10 protein-coding genes are annotated in these 12,794 nt (G+C 72.3%); 1 reads left to right on the plus strand and 9 read right to left on the minus strand.

Annotation, left to right across the window (positions count from 1 at the left end):
* Window positions 1-409 precede the first annotated feature (409 nt).
* Entirely contained in the window at window positions 410-2,275 is a 1,866-nt protein-coding gene (gene lepA / locus AB0D49_RS22385) for a translation elongation factor 4 (protein WP_362760000.1), read from the minus strand.
* Window positions 2,276-2,506: 231 nt separating this feature from the next.
* Between lepA and rpsT the strand changes: the two genes are divergently transcribed.
* Complete coding sequence (gene rpsT, locus AB0D49_RS22390) at window positions 2,507-2,773, plus strand: 30S ribosomal protein S20 (protein WP_015660447.1); 267 nt, start codon at window positions 2,507-2,509, stop codon at window positions 2,771-2,773.
* A 796-nt stretch (window positions 2,774-3,569) separates the two neighbouring features.
* Here rpsT and holA read toward each other — a convergent pair.
* The 8 genes from holA to AB0D49_RS22430 all read right to left on the minus strand — a co-directional run bounded on the left by holA (window position 3,570) and on the right by AB0D49_RS22430 (window position 12,542).
* On the minus strand, window positions 3,570-4,556 hold the full coding sequence (gene holA / locus AB0D49_RS22395; RefSeq protein WP_362760003.1) for a DNA polymerase III subunit delta: 987 nt from the start codon (window positions 4,554-4,556) through the stop codon (window positions 3,570-3,572).
* A 115-nt stretch (window positions 4,557-4,671) separates the two neighbouring features.
* Window positions 4,672-4,917 (minus strand): hypothetical protein, encoded by a 246-nt coding sequence (locus AB0D49_RS22400; RefSeq protein ID WP_362760006.1) that lies wholly within the window; start codon window positions 4,915-4,917, stop codon window positions 4,672-4,674.
* Window positions 4,918-4,969: 52 nt separating this feature from the next.
* Window positions 4,970-5,863, minus strand: a complete 894-nt coding sequence (locus AB0D49_RS22405) for a YceI family protein (RefSeq protein WP_362760193.1) — start codon at window positions 5,861-5,863, stop codon at window positions 4,970-4,972.
* Window positions 5,864-6,352: 489 nt separating this feature from the next.
* Complete coding sequence (locus AB0D49_RS22410) at window positions 6,353-7,177, minus strand: arylamine N-acetyltransferase (RefSeq protein WP_362760009.1); 825 nt, start codon at window positions 7,175-7,177, stop codon at window positions 6,353-6,355.
* A gap of 4 nt (window positions 7,178-7,181) precedes the next feature.
* Window positions 7,182-9,695, minus strand: a complete 2,514-nt coding sequence (locus tag AB0D49_RS22415; RefSeq protein ID WP_362760012.1) for a ComEC/Rec2 family competence protein — start codon at window positions 9,693-9,695, stop codon at window positions 7,182-7,184.
* A complete protein-coding gene (locus AB0D49_RS22420) occupies window positions 9,692-10,711 on the minus strand; it encodes a ComEA family DNA-binding protein (protein WP_362760015.1) in 1,020 nt (339 codons plus the stop codon). The genes AB0D49_RS22415 and AB0D49_RS22420 overlap by 4 nt, the downstream gene beginning before the upstream one ends.
* 144 nt (window positions 10,712-10,855) lie before the next feature.
* Window positions 10,856-11,701 carry a DegV family protein gene (locus AB0D49_RS22425; protein ID WP_362760018.1) on the minus strand — a complete coding sequence of 282 codons (846 nt, stop codon included), beginning with the start codon at window positions 11,699-11,701 and terminating at the stop codon, window positions 10,856-10,858.
* A gap of 73 nt (window positions 11,702-11,774) precedes the next feature.
* Window positions 11,775-12,542, minus strand: coding sequence for a hypothetical protein (locus AB0D49_RS22430; protein WP_362760021.1), 768 nt, complete (start codon window positions 12,540-12,542; stop codon window positions 11,775-11,777).
* Between the last annotated feature and the right edge of the window lie 252 nt (window positions 12,543-12,794).

Here is a 12,794-nt window from a genome sequence, read left to right on the forward strand (position 1 = left end):
GAGCCCGTGGTACCGGGCGCCAGGTCTGTCGTAGGGGCGGTGCCAGGTCCGTCGTAGGGGGCCGGTGCCAGGTCTGTCGTAGGGGGGGCCTGGTCCGTCGTAGTGAGCCTGCGCCAGGTCCGCCATGGTGGCGGATGCCAGGTCTGCCGTGGTGGCGGATGCGAGGTCCGTCGTTTCTGGCGGGCGCCTGGTCCGTCGTGGCGGTCGGGACGGGGCACGGGGCCGTCGCACCGGTGGGTACCGGGTCCGTATGGATGGGCGCGAGGGCCGTCATAGGGGCGTGCCCCAGGGTCCGCCGCACACATGTACGGCGGGCCCTGGGGCGCCGCGCGGAAGCCGGACGTATGTGCCCGCTCCAGCGCTGCGCCCAAGCGGCAGCCGACCCTCGCGGTGGCCGGCCCTCCCGGTGCTACTTCTTGGACTTCCCCGGCGACCCGTCGTCGCTGGAGAGGACCGCGATGAACGCCTCCTGCGGCACCTCCACCGCCCCCACCATCTTCATCCGCTTCTTGCCTTCCTTCTGCTTCTCCAGCAGCTTCCGCTTACGGGAGATGTCACCGCCGTAGCACTTGGCGAGGACGTCCTTGCGGATGGCGCGGATGGTCTCGCGGGCGATCACCCGGGAGCCGATGGCGGCCTGCACCGGCACCTCGAAGTTCTGCCGCGGGATCAGCTCCTTCAGCTTGGCGACCAGCCGGACACCGTACGCGTACGCCTGGTCCTTGTGGGTGATCGCGGAGAACGCGTCCACCTTGTCGCCGTGCAGCAGGATGTCCACCTTGACCAGGGACGACGCCTGCTCGCCGGTGGGCTCGTAGTCCAGCGAGGCATAGCCGCGGGTCTTGGACTTCAGCTGGTCGAAGAAGTCGAAGACGATCTCCGCGAGCGGCAGGGTGTAGCGGATCTCGACCCGGTCCTCGGAGAGGTAGTCCATGCCGAGCAGGGTGCCGCGCCGGGTCTGGCACAGCTCCATGATCGCGCCGATGAACTCGGTCGGCGCCAGGATGGTCGCCCGCACGACCGGCTCGTACACCTCCTGGAGCTTGCCCTCGGGGAACTCGCTCGGGTTGGTGACGATGTGCTCCTCGCCGTCCTCCATGATCACCCGGTAGACCACGTTGGGCGCGGTGGCGATCAGGTCGAGGCCGAACTCGCGCTCCAGGCGCTCCCGGACCACATCGAGGTGCAGCAGGCCGAGGAAGCCGACGCGGAAGCCGAAGCCGAGGGCGGCGGAGGTCTCCGGCTCGTAGACCAGGGCGGCGTCGTTGAGCTGGAGCTTGTCGAGGGCCTCGCGCAGCTCCGGGTAGTCGGAGCCGTCCAGCGGATACAGACCCGAGAAGACCATGGGCTTCGGGTCCTTGTAGCCGCCGAGCGCCTCGGTGGCGCCCTTGTGCTGGCTGGTGACCGTGTCACCGACCTTGGACTGGCGGACGTCCTTCACACCCGTGATCAGATAGCCCACCTCGCCCACCCCGAGCCCGTCGGCCGGGAGCATCTCGGGCGAGTTGGTGCCGATCTCCAGCAGCTCGTGGGTGGCGCCGGTGGACATCATCCGGATGCGCTCACGCCTGTTGAGCTGGCCGTCGATGACCCTGACGTACGTCACCACACCGCGGTAGGAGTCGTAGACCGAGTCGAAGATCATGGCGCGGGCGGGCGCGTCCTTGACCCCGACCGGCGCCGGAACCTCGGCGACCACCCGGTCCAGCAGCGCGTCGACACCGAGCCCGGTCTTGGCGGACACCTTCAGCACGTCGGACGGATCGCACCCGACCAGATTCGCCAGCTCCTCCGCGAACTTCTCGGGCTGCGCGGCGGGCAGATCGATCTTGTTGAGCACGGGGATGATGGTGAGGTCGTTCTCCATCGCCAGATACAGATTGGCGAGGGTCTGCGCCTCGATGCCCTGGGCGGCGTCGACGAGGAGGACCGTGCCCTCGCACGCGGCGAGCGAGCGCGAGACCTCATAGGTGAAGTCGACATGCCCGGGGGTGTCGATCATGTTGAGGATGTGCGTGTTGCTCTTGTCGTGAGTGGGAGCCCACGGCAGCCGCACCGCCTGGGACTTGATCGTGATGCCGCGCTCGCGCTCGATGTCCATCCGGTCGAGGTACTGAGCACGCATCTGCCGCTGCTCGACCACACCGGTCAGCTGGAGCATCCGGTCGGCGAGAGTGGACTTGCCGTGGTCGATGTGCGCGATGATGCAGAAATTGCGGATCAGAGCCGGGTCGGTACGGCTCGGCTCGGGCACATGGTTAGGGGTCGCGGGCACGCAGGGTCCTGTCTCTTGAGGCGCCTTGTGCCTCGGGTCGGATCGATACGTAGCTTCCATGGTCCCATGGGCGGCGACCGGCGACCGGTTTGGGCCGCTCACGGAGCCGCTGGTACTGTGGGTCGCTGTGTCTCATGCCCTCTCTGCGCGAGGCACTCCAGCAGAAATCATTGTTGATCATTCGGTGTGGGACCCGTGCGGCCCCGCGCCAGAACCTGCAAAGGCTCATTCGTGGCGAACATCAAGTCCCAGATCAAGCGGATCAAGACCAACGAGAAGGCCCGGCTGCGCAACAAGGCCGTCAAGTCCTCCCTGAAGACCGCGATCCGCAAGGCCCGCGAGGCCGCTGCCGCGGGTGACGTCGAGAAGGCCACCGAGTACCAGCGCGCTGCGGCGCGTCAGCTCGACAAGGCCGTCTCCAAGGGCGTCATCCACAAGAACCAGGCCGCCAACAAGAAGTCGGCGCTGGCTTCGAAGGTCGCGTCCCTCAAGGGCTGATCCCTTTCTTGATCTGACGGACCCCTGCCGGGGTCCGACCGGTTCCATGTGGTGCGTGCGTTCCGTGTGTCTGGTGTCTGGATTCGTTCCCTTCGCTCGACTCGCTTGATTCGCTCGATCCGCTCCACGGGACCCGGCCGCCGGAAGGACCGAGGGCGGGCCCTCTCTCATCCGCCCCCGACCGGCGCCCCGAGAACCGCGCGCGGCCTGCGTTCGCCACGCGGGCGCGGTTCTGAACAGCGTGAACCATGGCCCCGCCGGGCCGCCCTTCCCCAGGGTGGTCGGGCGGGGTTTTTGTGTGGGTGGGGGCCCGCGGCGTGCGGGACGGAAGCGTTGGGGCTCTGGGTTCGGGGTCCGGGGTTCGGGGTCCGGGGTTTCCGACGTCGGGCGGGTGGTCGCGCGACTGTGGGCGGGGGCACGCGGTCCGGCGGCATCACGGCGGGCGTCTTGCTGTGCCGTCCGGCGGACGCGGGGCGGCTCGCGGGGGGGGGCGGCTCGCGGGAGGGGCCGGGGGGCGGCTCACCGTGCGTGGCCGGGCCAGCACAGAGGTCGGGTCGGGCAACGGAGGGAGCGCGGTCAGCGACCGTACCGTTTCGTCGGCTCCGGCGAGACGGTGCTGACGGTGCTGACGGTGCTGACGGTGCTGACGGGGCTGACGGGGCTGACGGGGCTGACGGGGCTGACGGGCGAGCGTGCCCCGGCACCTTGCCGCCGCCCCGTCCCAGTCCCGGCCTGGCCCGGCAACCGCGTCATCCCCGGCGGGCAGCTCCCGCAGCCCGTCCGCGTCCCGCGCGCGTCACCGCCCCCGCATCCGCGCCGCCCGCGCCACCGTCACCACGGCCTTCTCCAGCGCGTATTCCGGATCATCCCCGCCGCCCTTCACGCCCGCGTCCGCCTCCGCGATGGCCAGCAGCGCCACCGACACCCCGTCCGGCGTCCAGCCCCGCATCTGCTGCCGCACCCGGTCGATCTTCCACGGCGGCATCCCCAGCTCCCGCGCGAGATCCCCGGGCCGCCCGCCACGGGCCGACGACAGCTTGCCGATCGCCCGGACGCCCTGGGCCAGCGCGCTGGTGATCAGCACCGGTGCCACGCCCGTCGCGAGCGACCAGCGCAGCGCCTCCAGCGCCTCGGCCGCCCGGCCCTCGACCGCCCGGTCGGCGACGGTGAAGCTGGACGCCTCCGCCCGGCCCGTGTAGTACCGCCCGACGACCGCCTCGTCGATCGTGCCCTCGACATCCGCGACCAACTGCGCCACGGCCGACGCCAGCTCCCGCAGATCGCTGCCGATGGCGTCCACCAGCGCCTGGCACGCCTCCGGTGTGGCCGACCGCCCCAGCGCCCGGAACTCCGCTCTGACGAACGCCAGCCGGTCGGCCGGCTTCGTCATCTTCGGACAGGCCACCTCCCGCGCCCCCGCCTTGCGCGCGGCGTCCAGCAGGGCCTTGCCCTTGGCCGCCCCGGCGTGCAGCAGCACCAGCGTGATCTCCTCGGCGGGCGCCCCGAGGTACGCCTTGACGTCCTTGATCGTGTCGGCCGAGAGATCCTGCGCGTTGCGCACGACCACGACCTTGCGCTCCGCGAAGAGCGAGGGACTGGTCAGCTCGGCGAGCGTGCCGGGCTGCACCTGGTCCGGGGTCAGATCGCGTACGTCCGTGTCGGCGTCGGCGGCTCTCGCGGCGGCCACCACCTCCTGCACCGCACGGTCGAGCAGCAGGTCCTCCTGGCCCACGGCGAGGGTCACCGGGGCGAGCGGGTCGTTGTCAGCAGTCTTCCTGGCCATCACGACAAGCATGGCACGCACCACTGACAACGCCCTCGCCACCATGTCCACGAGGGCTGCCCCCGAGGTCCCCGAGGACGCGAGGGCCGGAACCCCGCCCCGCCCGGACGGCGGCCTACGGCTCCTCCCGCCAGCCGTCCCACTCCCCCGCGAACGCGTCCAGCGCGGCGGCGTCGAGCCGTCCGTCGGCGTCCTCAAGCACCAGCAGCCACTGGGCGTCCTCGGCGTCGTCCTCACCGGCCAGCGCGTCCCGCACCAACCGGGGTTCCTCCTCGGTGCCGAACCGCTCCCGCAGCGCCTCGGCCGCCTCCTGCGCGGCGTCGCGGTCGGGCAGCACCAGCACATGTCTCACATCGCTCACTGCGCCATCTTCCGGCACGACGGGACCCCCGGTCATCGCCGGGTCCCGCCGGTCAGCCGCCGACGACCTGCTTGGGCACGATCTGCACATCCAGCTCGATCCGGATGCTCGGTCCGACGACCGCGATCCCCCGCGCCAGCATGGTCTGCCAGCTCACCGTGAAGTCGTCGCGGTGCAGTTCGGTCGTCGCCCGGCACGCGGCGCGGGTCTCACCCTCCATGCCGTTGCCGAGCCCCAGGTACTCCGTCTCCAGCGTGACCGTACGGGTCACGCCGTGCAGCGACAGCGCGCCCGTGACGGACCACTTGTTCCCGCCCCGGTGGACGAACCGGTCGCTGTAGAACTCGATCGCCGGGAACCGCGCCACGTCCAGGAAGTCCGCCGACCGCAGATGGTCGTCCCGCATCCGCACATTCGTGTCGATGGAGGCCGCGTCGATCACCACATGCATCGCGGACTGTTCCATCTGGTCGGCGATCCGCACCGCCCCGGCGAACGCGTTGAACCGCCCGTGGATACGGGCCAGTCCGATGTGCCGCGCGGTGAAGGCGATGGACGAGTGCATCGGCTCCACCTCCCAGTCACCGGCTCCCGGCAGCTGCGGCGGGGCCGCGACCTGGAGCGTCACATCACCCAGCGAGGCGAGCGCGTCCTCGGTGACCGTCGCACCGGCCCGGAACGGAGTGAACCCCTCCGCCGACACGGCCAACCGGTACTCCCCGGCCGGTACCGCCGTGACGAACGATCCGAACGGGTCCGTACCCCCGCTCACCACCGTGCGCCCCATGGCGTCGCTGACCACGAACTCCGCGTTCCGCACGGGTTCGTTGACCGGGTCGATCACCCGGCAGCTGAGCACCCCGGCCTGTGGCGGGGTGCGGACCGCCGCCAGCGGACTGTTCCGTTGCACCCGCTTCGTCCGGCTCCCCAGCCAGCGGCCGATCATCTGCGACACCCCTGCACCACTCGACATCCCCGTTACCGAAGAAACATTCGACCACCGATGTGGCTTTCGAGGCAACACGGGTCCACATCACCGGAAACCAGCGCGTGTGCTGGTACTACAGCCGACTAGCCCCTTACACACTGTTCGCACAGGTATTGCACAGAGGGCGGTGATTTCTCGGCCAGGGGAGCGCGTCCGTCTCCCCGGGGCACGGCACGATCACCCGACCCGACAGAAGATCCAACCGCAACGGCCCGAGTGACGCCGTGAACTCGACTGGGCCCTGCGCACAGGCCCGAACTCAACGGCTGCCCACGCGACGCTCGACTGGGAAACCCCAGCCGAGCGCCTGCACAAACTGCTGGCGGCTTGATCAACACGACCAGGTGTTGCGACAACCGCTAGAAGGCGTCCCCCCGGCCCCTCCCCCTTCCCCTCCCCCTCCTCTCTCCTCCCCTCCCCGCCCCCTCCCGCCCCGCCTCCCCCGCCTCAACTCCCCCGAACCCGAGGCACCTCCTCCAGGACCACCCCGAACCGCTCCCGGTACGCGGCCAGGACCTCCCCGTCCGACTCCAGCTCCCGTACCTCACGCGTCCCGTCAGGTGCCGTGGCCGTCAGGCGGCGTCCGCTGAGTGTGATGCGCCCGCCTTCCTCGGTGACCCGTGAGCACACCAGTGACCGCCTGAAGTGCGACTCCGGTGAGGTGCTGTGCCACCACGCCCCGGCGCCGAAGTCGGCGAGCACGCGGGGCCGTACCTCCAGCCGGTACTCCGGCCTGCCGTTCTTGATGAGGTCCAGGTCGCCGTCCGCCGACGCCGACCCGCCCCGCACCCCGGCCCGGTCGGGACCGGCCTCGACGATCCGGAACACCCCGCCGGGGTCGGCCTGTTCGCCCCGGTCCCCGAACGCCAGCGGCCCGTGGCTCTGCGCCCCGTAGCCGACGTCGGCCAGCCACTCCCCGCCGTCCACCGTCCGCACCCGCAGCGCGAGATGGTCGTAGGGAATCCCGGTCACTCCCTCGTCCCCGTAGACCCGCCCGGCGAGCAGTGTGACATCGAAGCCGAGCGCCTTCAGCAAAGCGGCGAAGGCCCCGTTGAGTTCGTAGCAGAAGCCGCCCCTGCGGGCCCCCACCAGCTTGTCCACGAGGTGTTTCTCCTCCAGGACGATCGGCTCGCCCAGATGCAGCGACAGATTCTCGAAGGGCACGCTCTGGAGGTGGCGCAGATGCAGCTCACGCAGGACGTCGACGGTGGGCCACGCCGGGTGCTCGACGCCCAGTCGGCGGAGATATGCATCAACCTGTGCGGAATTCATGGCATCAGTCTCCCGCCACCCGAAGCGTCCCGCCGCCACCTGTCACCGCCAGTGACCCGTCCTGGTCGGTTCTGCGCACCTCCGCCCCAGCCGCTCGGAGCGCCGCGAGGGTGCTGGGCGCGGGGTGTCCATGGCGGTTGTCCCGGCCGCAGCTGATCAACGCGACTCTGGGCGTCACCGCGCGCAGCAGCCCGGAATCCTGGTACGCCGAGCCGTGATGGGCCACTTTCAGTACATCCACCCGGCGGGGCAGGACCGCCGCGTGGGTTCTCAGGAGCGCTCGCTGGGCGGGGGGTTCGAGGTCCCCGAGCAGCAGCATCCGCAGTCCGCCGGACCGCACCAGCATCGCCACGCTCGCGTCGTTCGGTCCCTCCGGACGGAGTACCGGCTCGGGTGGTGGCCACAGCACCTGCCAGCCGAGTCCGCCGCCCGCGTCCCGCGCCTCTCCGGCGACGGCCCGCCGTACCGGGACGCCCCGGGCCGCCGCCTCCCGTCGGACGAACGCCGCCTGGTCCGCTGGTTCCTGGTGGCCGGTCGTCTCGATCGCCCCGACGGCCCGCCCCCGCAGCACTCCCGGCAGCCCGGCCACATGGTCGGCGTGGAAGTGGGTGAGGACGACCAGCGGGACGCGGGTGATGCCGAGCCCGCGCAGACACCGGTCGACGGCCTGCGGGTCGGGTCCGGCGTCCACGACGACACCGCTGCCCTCCCCCGCCGCCAGTACGGTGGCGTCGCCCTGTCCGACGTCGCACATCGTCAGCCGCCATCCCGTCGGGGGCCAGCCCGTGATCACCCGTTTCAGTGGTGGCGGCTGGACCACGACCAGCGCCAGCAGCAGCGCGCACCCAGCGCACAGCCACGGCCGCGCCAGCACACGCCGTCCGGCGTACAGCACCGTCGCCGTCGCCAGGGCCAGCAGTACGGCGCCCGTCCAGCTCCCCGGCCAGTCGATCCCGGCGCCCGGCAGCGCCGCCCCGGTCCGGGCGATCCCGGCGATCCATCCGGCCGGCCAGCCCGCGCACCACGCCAGCGCCTGGGCCGCGGGCAGTGCCACCGGGGCGAGGGCGAGCGCCGCGAACCCCAGTACCGTCGCCGGTGCCACCGCGAACTCCGCCAGGAGATTGCACGGCACCGCCACCAGACTGACCCGCGCCGACAGTACGGCCACCACCGGCGCGCACAGCGCCTGGGCCGCGCCCGCCGCCGCCAGCGCCTCCGCGAGCCTGGGCGGTACTCCACGCCGCCGCAGCGCCGTGCTCCACCGGGGCGCGAGGGTGAGCAGCGCCCCGGTCGCCAGCACGGAGAGCAGAAAGCCGTAGCTCCGGGCCAGCCATGGGTCGTACAGCACCAGCAGCAGTACGGCTGTCGCCAGCGCCGGGAGCAGTGATCTGCGCCGACCGGTGGCCAGCGCGAGCAGGACGACCGCCCCGCAGGCCGCCGCCCGCAGCACGCTCGGGTCGGGTCGGCACACCACCACGAAGGCCAGAGTGAGCACCCCGCCGCACACCGCCGTCGCCCGCAGGGAGATCCCGAACCGGGGTGCGGCACCCCGCCGTTCGATCCGCTGTGCCAGTCCCGGTGGGCCGAGCAGCAGGGCCAGGATGATGGTGAGGTTGCTTCCGGAGACCGCCAGGAGATGGGCCAGGTCGGTCTCCTTGAACGCCTCGTCCAGGTCCGGAGTGATCCGGGAGGTGTCCCCGACGACGAGTCCCGGCAGCAGCGCTCGGGGATCGGCCGGCAGCGCGTCGGTCGCCGCCCGCAGCCCGGCCCGCAGTGTCCCCGCGAACCGCTGGACGGCCGTGGGTCCCGCCACCACTTCGGGCGGAGCCGGGTCGCGCACCCGCAGCACCGCCGCGAGCCGCCCGTCCCCGGCCGTGACCGGCGCCAGCCGCCCGTCCACCCGTACCCGCGTGGACGGCAGCAGCCCGAGCCACGGTGACCGCGCCGCCGCGCCGCCTTCACGGGCCCCGGAGTCCACGATGAGCAGGACCGGCGTCCGTGTCCGTGTCACACCCGCCCTGCGGCCCGTCTGCACGGCCACCACCTCGGCGGGCACGAGCACCGAAGCCGGTGCGGCACGGTCGCCGCCGTCCCTGGGCCGGGACAGTCGCGGGTCGGCGGTCAGCGTCACCTCGGCGGTCACCGACGCGAACCGGCCCGCCAGTTCCGGGACCGGCCCGCGGCGCAGATCCGCCCCGTGCAGTCCGGCCGACGCCGCGGCAGCCGCGACACACAGCAATACCGCACCCACCGCGGTCCGGAGCCCCGTCCGGGGCCCTCTGCACCACAGCCACAGCCCGGCGCCCACTGCCAGGCATCCCGCGATCACCGCGACGATCCATCCGGGCGGCGCGTCCAGCGCCAGCGCCGCCGTCGCCCAGACCGCCAGCGCGGGCGGTACGAGCCGCAGATCGGCCGGTCCGTCCTGCCGGGGGTGGGCGTCACCGAGTCGGCTGTCCGCGTCCGCGTGCACCGCCCGCCGCCCCACGGGGTCGGGTACGGCCACGGTCGCCCTCATGGCCGGACCAGGTCCCGCAGATCGGCGAAGCGGCGCTCCCCGATGCCGTTGACATCCCGCAGTTCGTCCACCGAGCGGAATCCGCCCTGCTGGTCGCGGTAGTCGAGGATGTGCTGCGCCAGTACGGGACCGACGCCGGGCAGGGTGTCGAGCTGCTCCAGCGTGGCCGTGCCGAGGGAGACGGGCACAGAGGCGCCCGTACCGGACGCACCACCTGTGGGCGGCCCCGGGGGCGGCGGTGGGCCGGGCTCCCCGACGACCACCTGCTCACCGTCGACCAGCACCCGCGCCCGGTTGAGCCCACCGAGCTTCGCCCCCGGCCGCACCCCACCGGCCGCCGTCAGGGCGTCCGCGACCCGCGATCCCGCCGGAAGCCGGTGCACCCCGGGATTCCGCACCTTGCCACCGACATCGACCACGACCACCGCCCCGGCCGTACCCACCGCGCCCAACCCACCGGCCGCACCCGGCGATCCCCCCGTATCTCCCGCAGCCCCCGCATCCCCCGCACCCGCCGGTGCCCCCGTCTCCGCCCTCTCGAAAGGCGTCGCGGCCTCGACCACCTCCGGTGCCCGCACGCTCTGCGGCCGACCCGTCCAGAAGTGCTGGACGGCGAACCCGGACGCCACCACCAGGACGACCGTCAGCGCCACCACGCTCCTGCGCTCCAGCCCCACCCTGGTCTGCAACCACACCGGCATCCGCTCCCGCACAGCGGTCAGAACCCGCCCCCGCAGCCCGCCGGACGCCCCAGCAGGACCCCCTGGACCCGACGCCGGCTCGGCGGCACGGGCCGCTTCCACCGCGCCGGGAGGTCCCACCCCCGCCTCCTCGACGGCCTCCGCCTCCCCGAACATCAACTCGGCCCGGCGCCGCAGTTCCTGCGCCGAGGCGTGCCTGTACCTGCCCCGCCCTCGTACGGGCGGACGGTGGGGACGGCTCCGGCTGTCGGAGCCGGGACGACGGCCCGGACCACTGGTCGCGGACCTGCTGTGTGTACGTGCTCGAAGTGCCATACGGCGAGGATGGATCAGCTCGCCCGATCGGCGATGATCTTGCTCAATTCCCGGGGACAGCCCACCGATTGTGGATAACTCCGTCACCCACACGGGTGACACCACCCGCTCCGCCCGCCACGGCCCTTCCCGCCGCTGCGCCCCTCAGCGCGCGGAGACCACGACTCCCAGCAACCCGGGCCCGGTGTGCGCCCCGATGACCGCGCCGACCTCGCTGACATGCAGGTCCGCGATCCCGGGCACCCGCTCCCGCAGCCGGTCGGCGAGCGCGGAAGCCCGGTCGGGGGCGGAGAGATGATGGACGGCGATGTCGACCTGTCCGGCACCGGCCCGTTCGGCGGCCAGTTCCTCCAGCCGGGCGATGGCCTTGGACGCCGTACGGACCTTCTCCAGCGGTTCGATCCGGCCGCCCTGGAGCTGGAGGAGGGGTTTCACGGCGAGCGCGGAGCCCAGCAGGGCCTGGGCGGCGCCGATCCGGCCGCCACGGCGCAGATAGTCGAGGGTGTCGACATAGAAGTAGGCGGAGGTGCCCGAGGCGCGCTTCTCGGCCGCGGTGACCGCCTCGTCCACGGTGCCGCCCGCTTCCGCCGTCTCGGCCGCCGCGAGCGCGCAGAACCCGAGGGCCATGGCGATCATCCCGGTGTCCACCACCCGTACCGGCACGGGCGCCTCGCGGGCCGCGGCGACCGCCGCGTCATAGGTGCCGGAGAGTTCGGCGGAGAGATGGAGCGAGACGATGCCGTCGGCACCGGACTCGGCGACCCGACGATAGGTCTCGGCGAACAACTGCGGGCTGGGCCGCGAGGTGGTGACGGAACGTCGTTTCTGGAGAGCCTGGGCCAGTGAGCGGGTGGAGATCTCCGTGCCCTCTTCGAGCGCGCGGTCGCCGAGGACCACGGTCAGGGGGACCGCGGTGATGCCGTGACGCTCCATCGCCCGGGGCGGCAAGTAGGCCGTTGAATCGGTGACGATCGCGACATGGCGGGACATGAGCTGGAGGTTACCTGCCGTAGTGCGGGTGCGGCAGCCCGGACGGGTGAGCCTCTGGCGGGGGGTGGCGGGATCAGGTGGTGCTCTCGGGGCGGGTGGACTTCTGCCACGGGTAGGTGGGGCGCGGGGCGGGCGGGGTGATCGCGGGCCTCGTCGGCTCCTGGGCCGTCCGGGAGCGGGCGTCGTCCGGCCAGGTCTGTCCGTCGGCAGCGTCGGCGGCGGTGGGGGCCTCGGGCCACGGCGGCGGTGTGGCCTCGGGGGTGGCGCTCCGCGGTGTGGGGGCGGGCCCGGGGTCGACCGTGTCCCAGTGCCGCAGGGCGCCCGCCTCCATGTCGATCTGGGTGCTGAGCGAGTCCAGGTCGTCGTCGGCGAACCGGCGGGCGCGGTCCCGCGCGGCCCAGCGCAGGGAGTCGGCCGAGCCGATGATCCGCTCGGTGCGCTCACGGAGGCTGGGCAGCCGCTCGGCGAGGGTCTGCCGGTCGGGCTCGGACTCCATGCGGCGCAGCTCGCCGTCCAGCTCATGGCCGTGGGCGCTCAGGCGGTGGAAGAGGGCGAGGGACTCCTTGAGGGACTCGTCCTCGGTGGCGCCCGCGTGCAGGGCGTCCTGGGTGGCGCGCATCGAGGTGCGCAGCTTCAGTCTGAGCTGGGCGATCTCTCCGGCGGGGCCGGTCTGGGCGAAGGACTTGGCACGCAGGGTGTGGTCCTCGACCGTACGGCGGGCCTGGGCGACGGTGCGGTCCACGCCGCGCTTGGCGGCGCCGACCACCTTCACCGTGGCCCAGACACCCACTCCGAGGAAGAGCACGAAGAGCAGGGCGAACACTGCGATCACGGCTTCCACGACGCTCCTCCTCCGGCGGGGGCGGCACAGCACGCGCCGCTCTTCCACGGTAAACGCTGCGGACGGTCCGCGAGTTCCACCGGAACCCCGAACCGCCCCGCAATCGCCCCTGACCCGTCCCGTAGGGGACCCCGACCGTGCCTACGCCACGGGACCGGCATGGCACGAGAACGGCACGGCACGGGACCGGCACGCGAACATCACGGCACGGGACGGGGCCGGCAACGGACGTGGCCACGAACACGGCACGAA

The sequence above is a fragment of the Streptomyces sp. NPDC048290 genome (genome assembly GCF_040652095.1).
Lineage (GTDB): Bacteria > Actinomycetota > Actinomycetes > Streptomycetales > Streptomycetaceae > Streptomyces.

Coding starts and splice junctions, on each gene's coding strand:
- holA (WP_362760003.1), bottom strand. CDS start 4,556: ATGGCCAGGAAGACTGCTGACAACGACCCGCTCGCCCCGGTGACCCTC.
- AB0D49_RS22405 (WP_362760193.1), bottom strand. CDS start 5,863: ATGATCGGCCGCTGGCTGGGGAGCCGGACGAAGCGGGTGCAACGGAAC.
- AB0D49_RS22410 (WP_362760009.1), bottom strand. CDS start 7,177: ATGAATTCCGCACAGGTTGATGCATATCTCCGCCGACTGGGCGTCGAG.
- AB0D49_RS22415 (WP_362760012.1), bottom strand. CDS start 9,695: ATGAGGGCGACCGTGGCCGTACCCGACCCCGTGGGGCGGCGGGCGGTG.
- AB0D49_RS22420 (WP_362760015.1), bottom strand. CDS start 10,711: ATGGCACTTCGAGCACGTACACACAGCAGGTCCGCGACCAGTGGTCCG.
- AB0D49_RS22425 (WP_362760018.1), bottom strand. CDS start 11,701: ATGTCCCGCCATGTCGCGATCGTCACCGATTCAACGGCCTACTTGCCG.